This is a genomic window from Actinacidiphila sp. DG2A-62 (assembly GCF_035825295.1).
In the GTDB taxonomy this organism is placed as follows: Bacteria; Actinomycetota; Actinomycetes; order Streptomycetales; family Streptomycetaceae; genus Actinacidiphila.
On the sequence record NZ_JAYMGI010000002.1, the window covers coordinates 8,191,315 to 8,210,831 of the forward strand.

18 protein-coding genes are annotated in these 19,517 nt (G+C 74.3%); 6 read left to right on the top strand and 12 right to left on the bottom strand.

Translation table 11 applies throughout. From position 1 onward, the window contains the following. Positions 1 to 22 precede the first annotated feature (22 nt). Positions 23 to 910, top strand: coding sequence for a non-homologous end-joining DNA ligase (ligD, locus tag VSR01_RS35985; RefSeq protein ID WP_326453160.1), 888 nt, complete (start codon positions 23 to 25; stop codon positions 908 to 910). 195 nt (positions 911 to 1,105) lie between these two features. Here the strand turns inward: ligD and VSR01_RS35990 are convergent, their stop codons facing one another. From VSR01_RS35990 to VSR01_RS36005, 4 genes are all read right to left on the bottom strand, one after another. Continuing rightward, complete coding sequence (locus tag VSR01_RS35990) at positions 1,106 to 1,447, bottom strand: DUF779 domain-containing protein (RefSeq protein ID WP_326453990.1); 342 nt, start codon at positions 1,445 to 1,447, stop codon at positions 1,106 to 1,108. Further along, positions 1,411 to 1,590: a hypothetical protein gene (locus VSR01_RS35995; protein ID WP_326453161.1), complete on the bottom strand. Its 180-nt coding sequence runs from the start codon at positions 1,588 to 1,590 to the stop codon at positions 1,411 to 1,413. The genes VSR01_RS35990 and VSR01_RS35995 overlap by 37 nt, the downstream gene beginning before the upstream one ends. After that, positions 1,590 to 3,107 (bottom strand): aldehyde dehydrogenase, encoded by a 1,518-nt coding sequence (gene adh, locus VSR01_RS36000; protein WP_326453162.1) that lies wholly within the window; start codon positions 3,105 to 3,107, stop codon positions 1,590 to 1,592. The genes VSR01_RS35995 and adh overlap by 1 nt, the downstream gene beginning before the upstream one ends. Before the next feature lie 74 nt (positions 3,108 to 3,181). Beyond that, positions 3,182 to 4,435 carry an MFS transporter gene (locus VSR01_RS36005; RefSeq protein WP_326453163.1) on the bottom strand — a complete coding sequence of 418 codons (1,254 nt, stop codon included), beginning with the start codon at positions 4,433 to 4,435 and terminating at the stop codon, positions 3,182 to 3,184. 335 nt (positions 4,436 to 4,770) lie between these two features. On the opposite strand from VSR01_RS36005, the gene VSR01_RS36010 reads away from it, so the two are divergent. After that, positions 4,771 to 5,568, top strand: coding sequence for an AraC family transcriptional regulator (locus VSR01_RS36010; protein ID WP_326453164.1), 798 nt, complete (start codon positions 4,771 to 4,773; stop codon positions 5,566 to 5,568). 108 nt (positions 5,569 to 5,676) lie between these two features. Here the strand turns inward: VSR01_RS36010 and VSR01_RS36015 are convergent, their stop codons facing one another. Both VSR01_RS36015 and VSR01_RS36020 read right to left on the bottom strand, forming a co-directional pair. Next, positions 5,677 to 6,915: a transcriptional regulator gene (locus VSR01_RS36015; protein ID WP_326453165.1), complete on the bottom strand. Its 1,239-nt coding sequence runs from the start codon at positions 6,913 to 6,915 to the stop codon at positions 5,677 to 5,679. Between the two features lie 190 nt (positions 6,916 to 7,105). Further along, entirely contained in the window at positions 7,106 to 8,305 is a 1,200-nt protein-coding gene (locus VSR01_RS36020; RefSeq protein WP_326453166.1) for an ROK family transcriptional regulator, read from the bottom strand. Positions 8,306 to 8,531: 226 nt separating this feature from the next. Here VSR01_RS36020 and VSR01_RS36025 point away from each other — a divergent pair, with 226 nt between their 5' ends. After that, complete coding sequence (locus VSR01_RS36025; protein ID WP_326453167.1) at positions 8,532 to 10,649, top strand: fibronectin type III domain-containing protein; 2,118 nt, start codon at positions 8,532 to 8,534, stop codon at positions 10,647 to 10,649. Between the two features lie 185 nt (positions 10,650 to 10,834). Then, positions 10,835 to 13,102, top strand: coding sequence for an alpha-galactosidase (locus VSR01_RS36030; RefSeq protein ID WP_326453168.1), 2,268 nt, complete (start codon positions 10,835 to 10,837; stop codon positions 13,100 to 13,102). On the opposite strand, the gene VSR01_RS36035 is transcribed toward VSR01_RS36030, so the two are convergent. Further along, complete coding sequence (locus VSR01_RS36035) at positions 13,056 to 13,628, bottom strand: ATP-binding protein (protein WP_326453169.1); 573 nt, start codon at positions 13,626 to 13,628, stop codon at positions 13,056 to 13,058. The genes VSR01_RS36030 and VSR01_RS36035 overlap by 47 nt on opposite strands. Before the next feature lie 199 nt (positions 13,629 to 13,827). Between VSR01_RS36035 and VSR01_RS36040 the strand changes: the two genes are divergently transcribed. Together VSR01_RS36040 and VSR01_RS36045 are read left to right on the top strand one after the other, a co-directional pair. Continuing rightward, positions 13,828 to 14,064: a DUF397 domain-containing protein gene (locus VSR01_RS36040; RefSeq protein WP_326453170.1), complete on the top strand. Its 237-nt coding sequence runs from the start codon at positions 13,828 to 13,830 to the stop codon at positions 14,062 to 14,064. 84 nt (positions 14,065 to 14,148) lie between these two features. Next, on the top strand, positions 14,149 to 15,051 hold the full coding sequence (locus VSR01_RS36045; RefSeq protein ID WP_326453171.1) for a helix-turn-helix domain-containing protein: 903 nt from the start codon (positions 14,149 to 14,151) through the stop codon (positions 15,049 to 15,051). Positions 15,052 to 15,176: 125 nt separating this feature from the next. Here the strand turns inward: VSR01_RS36045 and VSR01_RS36050 are convergent, their stop codons facing one another. From VSR01_RS36050 to VSR01_RS36065, 5 genes are all read right to left on the bottom strand, one after another. Further along, positions 15,177 to 15,989, bottom strand: a complete 813-nt coding sequence (locus VSR01_RS36050; protein ID WP_326453172.1) for an SAM-dependent methyltransferase — start codon at positions 15,987 to 15,989, stop codon at positions 15,177 to 15,179. Positions 15,990 to 16,091: 102 nt separating this feature from the next. Further along, on the bottom strand, positions 16,092 to 17,003 hold the full coding sequence (locus tag VSR01_RS36055; RefSeq protein ID WP_326453173.1) for an LmeA family phospholipid-binding protein: 912 nt from the start codon (positions 17,001 to 17,003) through the stop codon (positions 16,092 to 16,094). Between the two features lie 83 nt (positions 17,004 to 17,086). Then, positions 17,087 to 18,319, bottom strand: a complete 1,233-nt coding sequence (locus VSR01_RS38155) for a hypothetical protein (RefSeq protein WP_442785616.1) — start codon at positions 18,317 to 18,319, stop codon at positions 17,087 to 17,089. Then, a complete protein-coding gene (locus tag VSR01_RS38160) occupies positions 18,316 to 18,975 on the bottom strand; it encodes a hypothetical protein (protein WP_442785617.1) in 660 nt (219 codons plus the stop codon). Before VSR01_RS38160 ends, VSR01_RS38155 begins: the two co-directional genes overlap by 4 nt. Before the next feature lie 218 nt (positions 18,976 to 19,193). Further along, entirely contained in the window at positions 19,194 to 19,475 is a 282-nt protein-coding gene (locus VSR01_RS36065; protein WP_326453174.1) for a hypothetical protein, read from the bottom strand. Positions 19,476 to 19,517 lie beyond the last annotated feature (42 nt).

The window sequence follows — 19,517 nt, forward strand, 5'->3', positions numbered from 1 at the left end:
CAGCCTATGGGATCTTTATGGTATGCCGATCACCGAGGTCGAGGGCCGGACGCTCAGGCTCAGCCACCTCGACCGCGTGCTGTGGCCCGCGACCGGCACCACCAAGGCCGAGCTGCTGCACTACTACGCGACCGTCGCCGACGCGCTGCTGCCGCACGTGCGGGGCCGGCAGGTCAGCTTCGTGCGCACCCCGGACGGTGTGGAGGGGCAGCGCTTCTTCCAGAAAAGGCCGCCCGCCGGTACGCCCGACTGGGTGACGACCGCGGAGACGGTCAGGAACAGCGGCGAGATCATGGACCAGGTGCAGGTGAACGATCTGGCCACGCTGATCTGGGCGGGGAACCTCGCCTGCGTGGAGATCCACACCCACCAGTGGAAGGCCGCCTCGCCGCAGTCCGCCGACCGGCTGGTGCTCGATCTGGACCCGGGTCCCGGCCGCACGGTGGTGGACTGCTGCCGGGTCGCGCTGCTGCTGCGCGACCGGCTCGCCGAGGACGGCATCGTGGTGTGGGCCAAGACCAGCGGCTCCAAGGGCCTGCACCTGCTGGCCGCGCTGCGCGGCGCGACCCCGGCCGCCGCGGGGGACTACGCGCGGCGGATCGCCCGTGAACTGGAGGCCCGGCACCCCGACACCGTGATCTCGCGGATGACCAGGGCCGACCGGGCGGACCGCGTCTTCATCGACTGGTCGCAGAACTCCGCGCGCAAGACCACCGCGGCGCCGTACACCGTACGGGCCCGGCAGACGCCGACGGTGTCCGCGCCGCTGTCGTGGCGCGAGGTCGCGTCGGCGCGGCGGCCGGCCCAGCTGGAGTTCACCCTCGCCGACGTGCCGGACCGGGTGCGCCGCGGCGGCGACCTGATGGCCGGCCTGCTCGATCCCGCCGCGGCGTCCCCGCTGCCCGGCTGAGCGCCCCCGGGGCGGACACCGTCGGCTCGCGCGGCGCGGACGACCGCGGCGCCCAGGGCGTGGCCCCCCGTGGCCCGGTGCGGCTGGGCGTGGCAACCGCCGCCCGGCGCCCGCCGACAGGCGCCGGACGGCGGATGCCGGTCCGGTGGCGCGGCCGGCCGCACGGGGTGCGGTCGCCGCGCGGAGGGCGCGGGGTCAGCCGCGCCGCGGCGGCGGCTCCGCGGCGATCCGCTCCAGCTCCTCGTCGGTCAGCAGCCGGGAGCGCAGCAGGAACCGCACGCCCTCCGGCGCCTCCAGCGAGAAGCCGCTGCCACGGCCGGGCACCACGTCCACCGTCAGATGGGTGTGCCGCCAGTACGCGTACTGGGCCGCGCTCATCCAGAACGGGGTGTCCCCGGCGACCAGTCCGAGCAGCACGTCGGAGCCGCCGACCCGGAACTCGCCGCGCGGATAGCACATCGGCGAGCTGCCGTCGCAGCAGCCGCCCGACTGGTGGAACATCAGCGGGCCGTGCCGCGCGGCCAGCCGGTCCACCAGCTCGCGCGCCGCGGGGAGAGGTCGACGCGGCGCACCGGCTCCGCTGCCGCGGCGGCGGAGCCGCTCCCGCCGGCCGCGGCGGCGCCCGGCGCCCGCGCGCCCGCCTCGGTGTCCGGGCCGCCGGGGCCGCCGGAGCCGTCCATCAGAAGAACCCCTGTGCCTTCGGCGAGTAGCTGACCAGCAGGTTCTTGGTCTGCTGGTAGTGCTCCAGCATCATCTTGTGGTTCTCCCGGCCGATCCCGGAGTTCTTGTAGCCGCCGAACGCCGCGTGCGCCGGGTACGCGTGGTAGCAGTTGGTCCACACCCGGCCCGCCTTGATCTCGCGGCCCAGCCGGTACGCCGTGCCGCCGTCGCGGGTCCACACGCCCGCGCCCAGCCCGTACAGCGTGTCGTTGGCGAGCTTCAGCGCCTCGTCCACCGAGTCGTACGTGGTCACCGAGACCACCGGCCCGAAGATCTCCTCCTGGAAGATCCGCATGTCGTTGGTGCCGCGGAAGATCGTCGGCTCGATGTAGTAGCCGCCGTCCAGGCCGGGGACCTTGCGGGCGCCGCCGCCGGTGACGACCTCCGCGCCCTCCTGCCGGCCGATGTCGATGTACGACAGGATCTTCTCGTACTGGTCGTTGCTGGCCTGCGCGCCGAGCATGGTCGCCTGGTCCAGCGGGTCGCCGCCGCGGATCGCCCGGGTGCGCTCGACGCATCGCGCCATGAACTCGTCGTAGATCGAGGACGCGATCAGCGCGCGGGACGGACAGGTGCAGACCTCGCCCTGGTTCAGCGCGAACATCACGAAGCCCTCGACGGCCTTGTCCAGGTAGTCGTCGTCGGCGGCCATGACGTCCGGCAGGAAGATGTTCGGGCTCTTGCCGCCCAGCTCCAGCGTCACCGGGATGATGTTCTCGCTGGCGTACTGCATGATCAGCCGGCCGGTGGTGGTCTCGCCGGTGAAGGCGACCTTGGCCACCCGGGGGCTGGACGCCAGCGGCTTGCCGGCCTCGACGCCGAAGCCGTTGACGACGTTGACCACGCCGGGCGGCAGCAGGTCCGCGATCAGGTCGATCACCAGCAGCAGGCTCGCCGGGGTCTGCTCGGCCGGCTTGATCACCACGCAGTTGCCCGCGGCCAGCGCGGGCGCGAGCTTCCAGGTGGCCATCAAAATCGGGAAGTTCCACGGGATGATCTGGCCGACCACGCCCAGCGGCTCGTGGAAGTGGTACGCCACGGTGTCCGCGTCGATCTCCGCGATGCTGCCCTCCTGGGCGCGGATCGCCCCGGCGAAGTAGCGGAAGTGGTCCACCGCGAGCGGCAGGTCCGCGGCGAGCGTCTCGCGCACCGGCTTGCCGTTCTCCCACGTCTCGGCGACCGCCAGCTTCTCCAGGTTCTCCTCGATCCGGTCGGCGATCCTGTTCAGGATCACCGCCCGCTGGGTGGCCGAGGTGCGGCCCCACGCCCCGGCCGCGGCGTGCGCCGCGTCCAGCGCCCGCTCGACGTCCGGCGCGGTGGACCGGGCGACCTCGCAGAACGTCTCGCCGGTCACCGGGGACGGGTTGTCGAAGTAGCGTCCCTCGGCCGGTGCGACCCACTCCCCGCCGATGAAGTTGTCGTAGCGGCGGGCGAAGCTGACGATGCTTCCCTCGGTGCCTGGCTGCGCGTAGACCATGGTGGCGCTCCTGAAACGCAGGGGTTGCGACGAGCCCACTGTGACCGCCGAAGGTTGGCGAAAGGTTGGTCGCGTCAGGCGCGCCCGGGTGCTGGGGCGTGGGCGTCGTAGGTCCAGAACGGGCGGACGGCCACCGCGCCGCCCAGCACCAGGACCACGCACAGCAGCGAGCTGCCGGACCAGGCGACGCCGAGCGAGGTCGCCGCGGCGAGGCTGCCCGCGCGCAGGTCGCCCAGCGGCGGCCCGCCGGAGACCACGACGGTGAACACGCCCTGCATCCGGCCGCGCATCTCGTCCGGGGCGTACGTCTGCAGCATCGTCTGCCGGTACACCGCGCTGACCAGGTCCGCGGCGCCGGCCAGCATCAGCAGCAGCACCGCCAGCCACAGCGTGCGGGCCTGCCCGGCCAGCGCCATCGCCGCGCCCCAGCCGGCCGCCGCGCAGGCCAGCGCCACGCCCTGCCGGCGCACCCGGCCGATCCAGCCGCTGACCAGCCCGGCCAGCACCGAGCCGATCGCGAGCGAGGCGTAGAGCAGCCCGATCCCGCCGTGGAAGCGGGTCTGCGCCGCCTGCGGGAACAGCGCGCGCGGCATGGCCAGCGTCATGGCCGCGATGTCCACCGCGAAGGACGTCAGCAGCACCGGGCGCGCCGCGATGAAGCGCAGCCCCTCCACCACCGCGCGGGTCCCGGCGCGCGCCGCGGCGGCGGGCACGATCGGCGGCAGCCGCACGGTCGCGTAGAGCACGCCGGCGAACAGCACCGCGTCGACGCCGTAGGCGTAGCCGAAGCCGTGCGGCAGCGACACCAGGACGCCGGCCAGCAGCGGCCCTGCCACCTGGGCGACGTTGCCCGTGGTGAAGTTCAGCGTGTTCGCGGCGGCGACCATGTCCGCGGGCACCAGCTGCGGGATGATCGCGCCGCGTGCCGAGGACGCGATCGCGAACCCCGCCGACTGCACCGCCACCAGGGCGAGCACCGCGGCCACCGAGTGCAGGCCGAGCACCGCCTGGGCGAGCAGCAGCAGCGTCACGCTCCAGGTCAGCAGGGACGCGGCCACCGACAGCCGCCGCCGGTCCATGGAGTCGGCGATCGCGCCGCCGTAGAGCCCGAACGCCACGATCGGCACCACGCCGGCCAGCCCGGTCAGGCCGACGTACAGCGAGGAGTGCGACATGCGGTAGATCTGCACCGGGACGGCCGTCTCGGTCACCATCGTGCCGACCAGCGCGGCGCTCTGGCCGAGCAGCAGCCGGCGGTACGCGGGAACGGCCAGCGGCCGGGTGTCGAGCGCGAGCCGGCGCAGCAGGCCTTTGCGCGGGCCGGGCACGGGCGCGGCTTCCGGAGCGGGCGCGGCTTCCCGAACGGGCCCGGGACTCGGAGCGGGCGCGGCTTCCCGAACGGGCCCGGGACCCTGAGCCGGCCCGGGACCCGGAGCGGGCGCGGGACCCGGAGCGGGCGCGGGCGCCGGCTCGCCGTCCGGGTCCGTGCGGTGGTCCGGCCCGGACGCCGGGTCCGGCGCCGACCTGCGGTCCTGCTCCCGCGCGGGCGGCGTGTCCGGCGCCGTGTCCTGCGTCGTCATCGGTGGGTCGGGTGGTGCGGTGTGATCATGACATCAACGCTGCCATCCGGCGCGGCTGCGGACTTCCGGTATTCTGCCGCGTGATGTCGGAGATCGGCCATCCCCACCCGTCCGGCCGCCCCCGCCGCCCCGGCGCCCGCCCGGCGCCCCTGCCGGGCTATGTGGAGCAGCGCGCGGGCGGCGAGGTGGTCGCGCGCCACTCCCACGACCACCACCAGCTGATCTACGTCAGCACCGGGGTGCTCGCGATCCAGACCGAGCGGGGCGCGTGGGTCGCCTCGCGCGACCGTGCGGTGTGGACGCCCGCCGGGATCTGGCACGAGCACCGCGTCTACGGCAGCAGCTCGCTGCACATCGTGAACTTCCCCGCCGACCGGGACGCCCCCGCGCCGCTCGCCACCACCTCGCCGGTGATCCTCGCCGTCGACCCGCTGCTGCGCGAACTGCTGGTCGCCTACACCGAGCCGGGGCTGCCCGCGGGCGAGGCGGGCCGGATCAGGGCGGTGCTCTCCGACCGGCTGCGCCGCGCCCGTGCCCGGCCGCTGGCGCTGCCCGAGGCCCGCGACCCGCGACTGGCGCACGCCTGCCGGCTGGTCGCCGAGGACCTGAGCAGGCCGCGCGGCCTGGCCTGGCTGGCCCGCGAGTCCGGGGCCGGGCAGCGCACCCTGACCCGGCTGTTCCGCACCGAGTTCGGCATGACCTACCCGCAGTGGCGGACCCACCGGCGGGTGTTCCACGCGATGGTGCTGCTCGCCGAGGGCGTGACGGTCACCGAGACCGCGCACCGCTGCGGCTGGGCCACCGCGAGCGCGTTCATCGACACCTTCACCCGCACGATGGGCCAGACGCCCGGCGCCTACCAGACCCCGCGCCGGGCGTAGCCGCGCCCTCGGCCCCGTGCACCTCCCGGTGGCCCGCAGTTCTCCCAGGACCGGGTGTGCGCGGACCGCGGCCGCCGTGCACGCCGCAGGCGCGGCGGGGCGGTCGGGTCAGTCGTCGAGTGCGGCGGCCAGGCGGCCGAGGGCCAGCGGCCGGCGCGGGTCGGCGGCGGGGAGCAGGCGGAGGGCGTGTTCGTGGATCTCGGCGTCGTAGGGCGCGCGCTTGCCGTAGCTCAGGGCGTGGTCCGCGGTGGTCGAGGCGAGGACCGACTCGCGCAGGACGACCTCCAGCCGGGAGCGCCAGGCCAGCACGCCCGGCGCCTCGGAGGCCGGCAGCAGCGGGCCGCGGTAGAGCCGTACGGCCGTCGCGGTGTCGCCGCCTTCGAGCGCGCGCAGGACCCGCACCGCGTCGCAGTCCACCGGCGCAGTCAGCGCGTAGCGGCGGGTGGCGACCGCGCCGTCCAGCGCGCGCCGCAGGTGGGAGACCTCCGCCTTGAACGTCGACGCGGTGACCGGCCGGTCGCCGTAGAGCGCGTCGTGCAGCCGGTCGGGTGAGAAGCCCTCGGGCTCCAGCGCGAGCAGCGTGAGGATCTCCACCTGCCGCGGCGGCAGGTGCAGCCGGGCGCCGTCGCGGGCCGCCGACGCGGCGCCGAGGCACGTCAGCTCCACCCGCCCCGCACGGTCCGCCGCGCGGGGCCGGCCCTCCCGTTCCAGGTCGCGCAGCCGCCCCTCGATCGCGGAGGTGAGGGTGCGTACGGTCGGCAGCGCCAGCGGATGCGAACGGTCCCAGGTGGTGGACAGGTCCAGCACCCCCAGCACCCGCCCGTCGGCGCCGCGCACCGGCGCGCAGTAGCAGACCCAGCCGTGCAGCGCGGCGACCAGGTGCTCGGCGGAGAAGACCGTGCTCGGGCGGCCGGTGCGCAGCGCCAGCGACAGCGCGTTGGTGCCCATCGCGCCCTCGTCCCAGCGGCCGCCGGGCGCGAAGTTGACCCGTTCGGCGCGGCGTCGCATCACCCGGCCGCCGCAGGTCCACACGATGGTGCCCGCCTCGTCGGTCACCGCCGCCACGAACCCGGCGTCCTCGGTGATGCTGCGCAGCTCCCCGGCCAGGTCGGCGACCGGGCGGTACAGCGGCGAGCGGGTCCACGCGGGCTCCCGGCGGGCCGGCGGCGCGCTGCTCAGACCCGGGTCGACGGTGGGCAGCGACCGCATCCAGGACTCGCTGACCTCGGGCCTGACCAGATCGGTGGGCGGCGGCACGACCGCCGCGGTCCGCAGCTGCGGCACGCGCAGCGCCCACTCCTGCTCCAGCGCCGCCCTGCGCTCCCTGAGCGCACCCAGTGCTGCCATCGCCATCCCGACGCCATCCCGACTTCGTCGTCGCCCGAGGCCCCTGCCGTGCGGCCGCGTCAGCGGCTTCCCACATTGAAGGCACAATCGGGCGGCGCCGTCGAGGCTTTCGGCGCGGCTTCCTCCGGACGGGGCGCACGGCCGTCCGCCGGTCGTCCGCCGGCCCGCCGCCGCGCCCTCCGCCGCCCCGCTACGCGCCGGGCGCGAAGAGCTGCTGGGCCGCGACCGCCGCGCCGCCGCGGGCCCACTCCTCGAAGGGCAGCGGGCGGACCAGGATGTCGCAGTCGGCGGCGGCGCCGAACGCGTGGGCGGCGAACGTCTGCCGGATCTGGTCCGCGTAGAGGTCATAGGAGGCCACGCCCTCGCCGGAGATGATGATGCGCTCCGGGCCCACGAGGTTGGCCACCGACGCCAGCGCGCGTCCCATGGCGCGGCCGGCGCGGGCGAAGACCGCGCGCACCGCCGGATCGCCGTCGTGCGCCCGGCGCACCGCGTCCCGCATGGTCAGCCCGGGGTCGCCGGTGGCCCGCCGGGCCTGGTCGGTGATGGCGTGGGTGGACGCGACAGCCTCCACGCAGCCGGTGTTGCCGCAGGTGCAGACGCGGTCGCCGCCGCCGACCGGGAGATGGCCGATCTCACCGGCCACCCCGCGCGCGCCGGACACCACCCGGCCGCCGATCGACAGCCCGGCGCCGATCCCCGCGCCGACCGTGACCAGGGCGAACGAGGAGAGGCCGACGCCCGCGCCGAACCACTGCTCGGCCACGGTCAGCGCCCGCACGTCGTTCTCGATCAGCGTCGGGACGCCGGTCGCCGACTCCACCAGCCGGGCGAGCGGCACCCGCCGCCAGTCGAGGAAGGGCGAATAGGCGACCGTGCCGGTCCTGCCGTCCACGTCGCCGGAGACGGTGACGCCCAAGCCGTGCACACCGCCGCCGCGCTCCGCGTCCTCCGGTTCCGCGTCCTCCGGTTCCGTGCTCTCCGGCCCCGCGCCCGCCTGCGTGCGCAGCGCCGCGACCAGTCGGGCGACGGCCAGCACCACCGCCCCCACGTCGCGCGACCCCAGCTCCGCGCGGCGGGTGGCCAGCGGCCGCGCCGTCAGATCGGTCAGCACGCCGATCAGCTCGTCGCCGGTGATCTTCACGCCGATCAGGCGGGCCCGCTCGGCGCGGACCGCGACGAGCGTGGCGGGCCGGCCGGTGGCCTTCTCCACCGCGGGCCGGCCCAGTTCGGTGATCCAGCCGTCGGCGAGCAGGGGAGTGGCGACCTTGGTGACCGCGCCGGGCGACAGCCCGGTCCGCCGGCCCACCTCGGCCCTGGTGAGAGGGCCGTGGGCGAGCAGGGTCCGGAAGACCAGAGCCGCCGCGGGCGGCCGATCGGCGAGCGTCATGCCAGGACATTACCTTTCCGGAGGAAACATCAAAAGGCCCAGGTGCGACCGGAGGTGGGGTGCGCCGCCGGAACTGGAGGCGGCGGAATATGTTGACGGTGGAAGGAAAGTGCCGCTACGTTCGCCGCACTCCGCGCCGGGAGCGGACGGGACGGTCCCTCCCGGCGCGGAGCGCGGCCGGGCCCACTCCCGGCCGCTGCCCTCGCTGAAGAGATGGAGGACACCGATGCCTCGTCTGTCTCGTCCGGCAGCACCCGCGCTGATCGCCGCCGCACTCGTCGCCGCCTTCGCGCTGCCCGCCGCTGCCGCCGCCTCCCCGCCGGCGCCCGCGTCCACGCCCGTTTCCGCGTCCGCGCACGCTCCTGCGTCCGCCCCCGCACCCGCAGGGGCCCCCTCGCCCGCGTCCGCGCCCGTGCTCGCCGCCAAGCCGTACATGGGCTGGAGCAGTTGGAGCCTGGAGTCGACCGGCTTCCCCGGCTACGGCGGCGAGGACTGGCTCACCGAGTCCCATGTCCTGGCCCAGGCGGACGTGGTGGCCGCCAAGCTCGAACCGCACGGCTACGACTACGTCAACATCGACGCCGGCTGGAACGTCGACCAGGGGACCAACGTCTTCGACGCCTACGGGCGCCCGGTCGCGGACCCGCGGAAGTTCCCGCACGGCATGAAGTACGTCGGCGACCGACTGCACGCCAAGGGCCTGAAGTTCGGCCTGTACCTGGCGGTCGGCCTCTACATCGACGCGTACAACGACGGGCGGACGCCGGTCGCCGGCGCGCCCGGCTGCACCACCAAGGACCTGGTCTACCCCGACCTGCGCAGGACCAGCGGCTGGGACGACGTGTCGTACCAGATGGACTGGTCCAATTCCTGCTCGCAGAAGTACATCGACTCCGTCGCCGACGAACTGGCCTCCTGGGGCGTGGACTTCCTCAAGCTCGACGGCGTCGGCCCCGGCTCCTTCCAGGGCGACGCGGCCCACGACAACGTGCCCGACGTGCGCGCCTGGCACACCGCGCTGCAGGCCACCGGCCGGCCGATCCAGCTGACCGTGTCGTGGGCGCTCAGTCACGCCCAGGCCGGCGTGTGGAAGGCGAACACCAACGGCTGGCGCATCGACACCGACGTGGAGTGCTACTGCGACTCCCTGGTGACCTGGAACAACTCCGTCAAGGGCCGCTTCACCGACGTCGTGCCGTGGATCGACGACGCGGGACCCGGGGGCTGGAACAACCTCGACTCCCTCGACGTGGGCGTCGGCGCCATGGACGGCCTCACCGACGCCGAGCGGCAGACCTACGCCACGCTGTGGGCGGTGGAGTCCGCGCCGCTGTACACCGGCGACGACCTGACCAGACTCGACCCGTACGGCCTGTCGCTGCTCACCAACGACGAGGTCATCAAGGTCGACCAGGCAGGCAACCCGGCCCGCCCGCTCAGCCAGGCGACCGATCAGCAGGTGTGGTACGCGCGCAACGCCGACGGCAGCGTGACCCTCGCGCTGTTCAACCTCGGCTCCGGCTACGCCGACGTGACCGCCGACCTCGCGGACCTCGGCATCGGCGGCGCGGCGCGGGTGCGCGACCTGTGGGCGCACCGCGCCCTCGGCGGCGTCTCGGGCCACCTCACCGAGAACCTCCCGCCGCACGGCTCGCGGCTGTTCACCCTCACCCCCGCCGCCACCGGCTCCGCGCCGGGCGTACCGCTCGGCGTGCACGCCACCGCGGCCACCGCGACCAGCGTGTCGCTGGCCTGGCAGCCGGTGAACTCCGGTGCCGCGACGACGGGTTACGACGTCTGGTCGGGCGGTCGCAAGGTCGCCAGCACCACCGGCGCCGCCGCCACCGTGACCGGGCTGCGCCCCGCCACCGGCTACTCCTTCACCGTGACCGCCCACGACCGCCGCGGCCGCTCCTCCGCGGCCGGCCCGGCCGTCCCGCTCACCACCCCGGCCGCCGGCGGTCCGACCGGGTACGAGGCCGAGGACGCCGCGAACGCCCTCAGCGGCACCGCGAGCGTGGGCGACTGCTCCGGCTGCTCCGGCGGGAAGAAGGTCGGCAACCTCGGCGGCAGCGGCAACTCCCTCACCTTCACCGGCGTCTCCGTCCCGAGGGACGGCACCTACCTGCTGACCCTCGGCTACGTGGACGGCGACTCCAGCCGCACGCTGGTGGTCACCGTCGACGGCACGCCGCAGCGCGTCCCGGTGGCCGGCAGCAACGACAACGACTGGGGCCGCGCCCAGCAGGTGACCGTGCCGGTGCGGCTGACGGCGGGCGCCAACACCGTCGTCCTCGGCAATCCGGACGACTACGCGCCGGACGTCGATCGGATCAGCGTGTGATACGTCACCGGATCACCGCCCGACAGGCCGCGGCGGTACGTTCTTCCCGTTGATCACGACCGCGACGTGCGTCCGGGCGACGAGCCCGGGCGCACGTCACGGTCCGCGAAGGACCGCCCCGACCGCACGCACCCGGTCGTCCGGCACGGCGCCCGCCGCGCCGGACTCGATGGAAAGGACCCCGTATGCCCACCACCCCCGCGCGGATCGTCACCCTGCGCGCGGCCGGCGCCGGCTTCGTCGTCGAACTGTGCGAACCGGTGCCCAGAGTCCTGCACTGGGGGGCCGACCTGGGCGAGCTGACCGAGGCCGACGCGGCCTCCCTGGCCCTGACCGCGGACGGCGCGGTCCTCAACAACGCCATCGACATCGTGCGGCGCTTCACCGTGTGGCCCACCGAGGCCGACGGCTGGCACGGGACGCCCGCCCACCAGGGCCACCGGGCCGGCGGCGCCGCCGCGCCGCGTCCGCGGCTGACCGGTTCCTCGGTGCGGCACGACCCCGACGGCGGCGGCGAGCTGGTGCTCGACCTCACCGACGCGGCGACCGGCCTCGACCTGCGGCTGCGCTACGCGATGGCGCCCTCGGGCGTGCTGAGCGCGCAGGCGTCGGTGTCCCGCCCCGCGCCCGCCGGCTCCGACGCCGGCTCCGACCGCGACGTCGACTCCGACCGCGACGCCGGCTCCGACCGCGACGCCGGCTCCGACGCCGCCGCCGACCCCGCGCCGTACGACCTCGCCCAGGTCACCACGCTGCTCCCGCTGCCGCGCAGGGCGAGCGAGATCCTCGACTTCACCGGCAAGTGGAGCCGCGAGCGCTCCCCGCAGCGCCGCCCCCTCGGCCACGGCGGCCACGTCCGCGAGGTGCGCCGCGGCAAGCCCGGCCTCGACTCGCCGTACCTGCTGGCCGTCGGCGAGCCCGGGTTCGGCTTCGGCTCCGGAGAGGTGTGGGCGGTGCACGTCGCCTGGAGCGGCGACCAGCGCTACCTGGCCGAGCAGCTGCCGGAGGGCGCCGGCGTGCACGCCGGGGTGCTCGGCGGCGGCGAACTGCTGCGCGCCGGCGAGATCCGGCTCGCGCCCGGCGAGACCTACCAGGCGCCGGTCTGTCACTTCGCCTGGTCCGGCCACGGCCTCGACGGCCTCGCCGACCGCTTCCACACCCTGCTGCGGGCTCGGCCCACGCACCCGAGCAGGCCCCGCCCGGTGATCCTCAACAGCTGGGAGGCGGTCTACTTCGACCACGACCTGGACCGGCTGCTGGCGCTGGTGAGCCGGGCCGCCGAGGTGGGGGTCGAGCGCTTCGTGCTGGACGACGGGTGGTTCGCCGGCCGCCGCGACGACCACGCCGGGCTCGGCGACTGGACGGTCGACCCGCGGGTCTGGCCGCGGGGGCTGACCCCGCTGGTGGACCACGTCCGCTCGCTCGGCATGGAGTTCGGGCTGTGGGTCGAGCCGGAGATGGTCAACCTGGACTCCGACCTGGCCCGCGCCCACCCCGACTGGGTGCTCGGTCCCGCGGTCGGCCTCGGCCCCTCCTCGCGCCACCAGTACGTGCTGGACCTGGCCAACCCCGACGCGTGGCAGCACCTGCTGACCGCGCTGGACGCCCTGCTCTCCACGTACGACATCGGCTACCTGAAGTGGGACCACAACAGGGAACTGCACGAGGCCGTGCACGGACCCGCGGACCGGCCCACCGCGCACGCCCAGGTCACCGCGCTCTACCGGCTGCTGGACACGCTCAAGGAGCGCCACCCCGGCCTGGAGATAGAGAGCTGCGCCAGCGGCGGCGGCCGGGTCGACCTCGGCATCCTGTCCCGCACCGACCGGGTGTGGGCCTCGGACTGCAACGACCCGGTGGAACGCCAGCAGATCCAGCGCTGGACCGGACAGCTGCTGCCGCCCGAGCTGTTCGGCTCGCACGTCGGACCCTCGCCCGCCCACACCACCGACCGGCGCAGCACCGACCTGTTCCGGCTGACCACCGCGCTCTTCGGCCACCCCGGCATCGAGCAGGACATCACCGCCTGCGCCCCCGACGAACTGGCCCGGCTCACCGCGTGGACCGCGCTCTACCGCGAGTTGCGCCCGCTGCTGCACACCGGCCGCGTGGTCCGCGCCGACCTCGGCGACGACGCGGTGCTGCTGCACGGTGTGGTGGCCCGCGACGGCGGCGCGGCGGTGTACTCCTGGGCGCGCGTGGCGACGTCCGCCGAGGCGCAGTCCGGCCGGGTCCGGCTGCCGGGGCTCGACCCGCGGGCCGGGTACGAGATCCGGGTGCGCACCGATCTGGGGCTGCCGTCGCTGCACCAGACGGCGGGCCCGGCGTGGTTCGAGCGGGCCGTCGAGGGCTGGCTGCCGCTGCCCGGCGCGGTGCTCGCCGTCTCCGGCGTGCCCATGCCGACGCTCAACCCCGACCAGGCACTGCTGATCGAGGTGCGCAGGCGGGGCTGAGGCGGGCCCAGACCGTCTTGCCGGCGGCCCGCGGCTGCGAGTGCCCCCAGCTGTCGCTGAGTTCGGCGACGATGCGCAGGCCGCGGCCCGACTCGGCCAGCGGCCCGGGGTCGCCGACCGCGGGCAGCAGCGGGCTGGGGTCGGCGACCGCGCACACCACCGCGTCGTCGCTGCGCACCAGCGCGATCCACGCCGAGTCGGCGGGCGGGGCCAGCGCGTGGGTCACCGCGTTGGCGACCAGTTCGGCCGCGACCGCCGTGGCGTCGTCCACCAGTTCGTTCATCCGCCACCCCGTCAGCGTGCTGCGCAGGAAGCCGCGGGCGCGGGTCACGCTGCCGGGCGTGGCGTCGAACCGCAGCGCCGCGAAGCCCTCGTGGGCCGCGGGGCGCCGTGTCCCGCCCCACGCCCCGGCCCCGTCGCCCAGGAGCGCCGCCAGCCAGGGGAGCGCGGCCGGCTCCCGCTCGGCGAGCGCCGACCGGCCCGGTCCGCGGCGGCCCGGCACGGTGTCGGAAAGCTGAGCGGTCATGCGGTTCACCCCTTCGAGCGGCGCCGGTGCGCACGCATCGAGATCGATGTGGCACGCACAGTATCGTCACCACCCCCGAAGTGATGCAATTGCATCGGGAATTGCATTCGCAAGTGCGCGAGGGGTACCAGTGTCCCTATCGTGGTCCCTGGTGCGTGAACGGACGCACGGTGCGGCCCAGTCCGAAGGAGTGATGCACGTGCAGCAGTTCGAGAACGGCGTCCCGGCCGGCAGTCTGACCGGGGTGCGGTGGACCAAGAGCAGCCACAGCAACCAGAGCGGCAATTGCGTCGAGGTGGCCGCACTGCCCGACGGCAGCATCGCGGTGCGCAACTCCCGCGACCCCGAGGGTCCCGCCCTCGTCTACACCCGCGCCGAGATCACCGCCTTCGTCGCCGGCGCCCGGGACGGCGAATTCGACGCGTTCACGGCCTGACTTCGGTCAACCGTCGCCTTCGGGCGGCGTGAGCGGGCTCCCCGATGCAATACTGGCCTGTCCGGTATTCGTTTGGGAGCCCGCATGCCCGCTTCGTTGCAGCCCGTGTCCCCGGTGCAACTCCTGGAACGCCGCCCCGACATGGGCGCCAAGGCCATGGCGCGCGTGCTCGGGAACTACCTGCGCGCCCTGCGCGAGAGCGTGGGTGTGAGCCCGGCCACCGCGGCCCATCACATCAGGGCGCACACCTCCAAGATCAGCCGCATGGAGACCGCGCACGTCGCGCTCAAGTACCGCGACGTCGAAGACCTGTTGACGCTGTACGGCGTACCGGAGCGGGAGCGCGCCGAGATCGGCGTGCTGGTCCAGCGCTCCGCCCAGCCCGACTGGTGGCAGCCCTACGGCGAGGTCGTGCCGGACTGGCTGCAGCAGTTGATCGGCCTGGAGCGCGACGCCCATGTCATCCGCACCTACGAGACGCAGTTCGTGCCCGGCCTGCTGCAGACCCCCGACTACGCGCGGGCGGTGGTGATCAGCGGCCACCGGCTCGCGCCGGAGCACGAGGTGGAGCAGCGGGTGGCTCTCCGGCGCGAGCGGCAGCGCCGGATGAACGAACCGGGAGCGCCGGTGCTGTGGGCGATCATCGACGAGGGCGTGCTGCACCGCCCGGTCGGCGGCAACGACGTGATGCGCGAGCAACTGATCTTCCTCATCGACGCGTTGCGCCAGCCGGGCGTGCGCCTGCAGATCGCCTCCTACGAGGCGAGCGCCGCGGCCACCCCGGGCGCCGCCGTGACGTATCTGCGGTTCGCCCAGGGCTTCCTGCCGGACGTGGTGTACCTGGAGCACATGACCAGCGCGATCTACCTCGACCGGCTGGAGGACCTGGACAAGTACCGTGCCGCGCTGGACGAGTTGAGCGCTCGCGCGGCCACGCCGGCGGCCAGCCGCGCGATGCTGGAGGACGCCCTCAAGCGCTATCTCTGACCGGACCGGGATGCGGCCGACCGCACCACGAAAGGCCGGGCCGGACGGCGCGGAAGACGACGCGGGCCGGGCGGGGGAGTCCCCGTCCGGCCCGTGACGCGTCGTCAGAGCGCCTCGCCGCCGCGTCAGATGCGTGCGACGCCGCCGTACTCGATCCACTCGTGGGTCGTCTGCTTGGGCGCCAGATCGTTGTCCGCCCGCCAGGTGGAGACCTCGACCAGGCCGGGCTCCAGCAGCTCCAGCCCGTGCAAGTAGCCCGCCACGTCGGCCGGTTCGCGGACCCGGCCCCAGTTGCCGCCGGTCGACACGTCCATGAACTCGGTGACGCCGCGCCGGGTCTCCTCGTCCTCGCTGACCAGCTGGCACACCACGAGGAAGCTGCCGGGCGGCAGCTTGGCCCGCACCCGGTCGACGACGCCGGCCGGGTCGTCGCTGTCCTTGATGCAGTGCAGCACCGAGACGAACAACGCGGCGATCGGCTCGTCCATCCTTATCAGCCGTTTGACCTCGTCGCTGCCCCAGATGCTCTCGGTGTCACGGAAGTCGGCGGTGATCACCGCGGTGTTCTCGTTCTGCTCCAGCAGCGCGCGGCCGTGGGCCAGCACGATGGGGTCGTTGTCGGTGTAGACGACCCGGGCGTCGGGGTTGATGCGCTGCACGATCTCGTGCACGTTGTCCACGGTGGGCAGGCCGGAGCCGTGGTCGACGAACTGGGAGATCCCGTACTCCTCGGCGAGCACCCGCACCACGCGGCGCAGGAAGTCGCGGTTGTTGAGCGCCAGCACCTTCATGCTCGGGACCTGTTGGAGCAGTTGCTCGGTGGCCGTGCGGTCGGCCGGATAGTTGTCCTTACCGTCCAGGAGGTAGTCGTACATGCGGGCCACGCTGGGCACCGTCACGTCGATCCTGTCGGTCAGCGGTGTGTCCCCGTGTTCCATAGGGTCCCTCGTACCGTCTCGACTCAGAGTGATCCGCCGGTAGCGGAAGTAGGCTCATCCTAGGGAGCGATGATCGCGGGGTCGAGACGTTCTCCAAGGTCGTTACCGAGAACAGCCCCTCGTGTGGTGGGCCACGGCCGAACGGGAGATGGCCAGTGACAGCCGCAGCCCGTCGCTCGCCGCGGTGAAGGCGGTGAAGCTGACGCCGGAGGGGAGTTCGGGCACCGGCACGGTGCGCGGGCCGAGGGAGCCGGCCAACGCGGCGGTGCGCGGCGAGGAGGAGAGCCGGTCCACGGTGAAGTCCTCGCCCAGGATGGCCACATCGGTCGGAGTGACCGTCAACTCCTGCCCCGAGGCGCTGATCCGGGCCCGCACGGTCACCGGCAGCGGAATGCCGGCCAGGGTGCCGGTCAGCGCCAGCCCGTGCGGCCCGTCGGCCCGCGGGCGCAGTCCGGCGATGCCGCCGCCGAGCCGCTCGGACACCTGGTCGTAGGGGATCGTCGCGACCGCGCTGCCGCCGCTGCTGCCGCCCTTGGTGGTGACCCCGCGCACCTCGGCCGCCACCGACAGCCGGGTGCCGTCGCGTTCGACGTCCTGCGCGCGGATGCGGACCGTGCCCACCTCCCCGGTGAGCATCCGCAGCCCGGCCATGCTGCCGCTCAGCTGCGCGGAGACGTGGCCGACCGGCTTCAGCCGGCAGGTCGCGGCCGCGACGATGCGGTGGCGCGCGGTCCGCTCGATCAGCACGTCGCCGACGCCGGCGAGCACGGCCAGGGCGAGGACCGCGCACCCGCCGGCCAGCAGCGGCCTGCGCAGCAGCGCGCTCCCGCGCCCGGCCGGGGGCTCACCGCCGGATATGTCGGGGTCGCTGCCCAGGTCGCTGCCCGGTTCGCTGCTCGGCTCGCGCCCGACCTCGCCGTCCGGCTCGCGGTCGGGTGCGCCGTCCGGACCGTGATCGGCGGCACGCGCGGCCGGCTCTGGCGAACGCTCTCCAGGGGCGGCTTCAGCTGGCATCCCGACAGCCTAATCGAGGCGCCGGCCCCCTTCGTCACCCCAGCTCAGATGTGAGGGGGCCGCCGGTGCGCCCGGCGGCCCCCTCACCCCCATGCCCCCCGTGCTCGGCCAGGCGGATACCGCACGACGTCCACCGGAACGGTGTCCGCGCCCTGCGCCGGACCGCCGACGTCGTTGATCACGTGCTCGATCACGCCGGCCCCGTTCAGCGAGACCGTCAGCAGGTCGTGGAAGACCACGCCCGGCCGCCGCGGCGCCTCGAAGGCGTGCGCGGTGCGGATCGTCGGATCGACGTCGAAGAAGCAGTAGCTGCCCAGCCCCCACGCCTCGTGGTGACCGACCCCGTCCGCCACCTTGTAGGCGGCGTAGCCGGCGACGCCGTGGTGGGTGTACGCGGCCTGGTCGGGCGGATCGTACGGCAGCTCGTTCTGGAACATCACCGTCCGGCCGTGGTCGCCGTTCCAGACCACGTTGTACTGCTGGAAGTGCTCGACGAACAGCCCCGTGGCCAGCACGTGGTCGCCGTTGACGACCACGCCGGTGTCCGCGGTGTTCACCGTCCAGCCCACCCCCGTGCCGTGGTCGGCGCGCCACGCCCAGACGTGGTCGAGCAGCACGTGGTCGCTGTTGACCACCAGCGCGGTGGCCGCCCGGCCCACACCCGCGCCGCCGATCCGGAAGAACACGTCCTGCACCGACGCCGGCTCGCGCGGATCGGTGCGCCCGCGGTGCTTGCCGCCGACCTCCAGCAGCACCCGCGAGGAGACCGGCCCGGCGTCGAAGAGCAGGCCCGCGATCCGCACCCCGCGCGGGTCCGCGACCGTCATCGGCACCACACCGCGCAGCGGCGTCAGCGTCGCGTACCCCAGGCCCAGCACCACGGTGCCCGCCCACTTGACCCTGATGGTGTCGGTCAGCCGGTAGACGCCCGGCGTCAGCAGCAGGTGCTTGCCCTGCGACAGCGCCCTGTTGATGGTCCGCGCCGAGTCCGACGGCCGCGCCACGAAGAACCGCTCCAGCGGCGCCGACGACCCCGCAGCCGGCTCCCGGTCCCAGGTGACGCCCACCGCGTCGTGCCGCAGCGCGGGCAGGAACACCCGGTAGCCCCCGGCCTCGTCGACGTACAGGAACGGCTTCTCGCGGCTGAGCGGGCTGGTGGGGAGCGTGGTGTACGGCGGGTCGGGGAAGGACTGGGCGGGTGCGCCCGACACGCCCGCGAAGACCTGGTTCCACACGGCGTTCGACCAGCCGCCCACCGAGCTGTCCCGGGTCAGCCACTGCTGCTGCGAGGCGTTGACCACCTGCCCGTCGATCACCGAGTCGGCGATGAAGCCGCCGCTGGAGAAGCCGCCCTGCCGGGGAAGAGGAAGAGCTGCCCGCGGACGTGCACCCGGCGCAGCGGCGCGGCCTGCGACACCGCCCACCAGTTGATCCCGTCGGCGGGCACGACCGCCAGGTTCTCCGCGCTGCGCCAGAAGTTGGTCAGCGCGCTGTCGCCGCCGCCCGGCTGCGGCTGCCCCTCCACCCGCACCGCGCCGTTGATCGTCACGTCGTCTGGGGACAGGCCCAGACCCGCCACCGAGGTGTAGTAGCCGAGCTGCGCGTCGACGTCGTACGTGCCCGGCTTGAACAGGAAGGCGTAACGGCCTGTCCCGAACTCGGCCGTCACCTGCTCGGCGGCGGCCGCGTCCAGGGCGGCCTGGATCCGCGCGGCCGGCATGGACGGGTCGAACACCGTCACGTTCGGCCCGAAGTCCGGCTCGGCGGGGGCGTGCTGCCGCCCGCCGTACGGGACCTGGGCCGCCGCGCCGGTCCGCGGCTCGGACCGCGCGGCGGCCGGCGTCGCGGCGCCGGCCACCGGGACCGCCGTCGCCAGCGCCGCGGCGGCCACGAACGAGCGGCGGCTGATCCGCTCCTCGGGGCGCCGCTGGAGCGCGGGGAGTCCGGTGTCTGCGGCCCGGTTCGAGGACATGAGGTACGACCCACCTTCACACACAACTGTGGCCAGCGGCCCGACGACGCATGGCGGTCGATGAGCGCCCTCCGATGCGGTGAGAGCGCTCTCTCGCAGACGTACCCTGCGGGTCGGAGAGCCGTGTGTCAAGCGGTTCCGAGAGCGCTCTCAGAGATGGGCGGCGCACGTGGTCACCGGTGTGGGTGGGGGTGGTGGGGCCGGGGCCCCGCGGCTCGTCAGGCGCCGCCGGCGTCGGCGGCGTCGGCGGCCGGGGCGGGCGACTGCGCGGACGTCTCGGCCCAGGCCAGCTCCTTGAGTGCCATCCGGGCGGCCGGTGCGCCGCCCGGGAGCGTCGCCCAGTACGGGTGGGCGGTGATCCGTACCGAGAGCCGTACCAGCCGGCGGCGCAGGACGGTGGTCTGGGCGCCGGAGCCGCCGCGTGTGGCCAGTTCGCGGTAGGTGGCGTACCAGTCGCGCTGCGCCTGGACGAGGTCGTCGGGGAAGAGGTGCTGGGGCATGGAGGGATTCTGGCACAGATTCGAACGAGTGTGCGAGAAGGG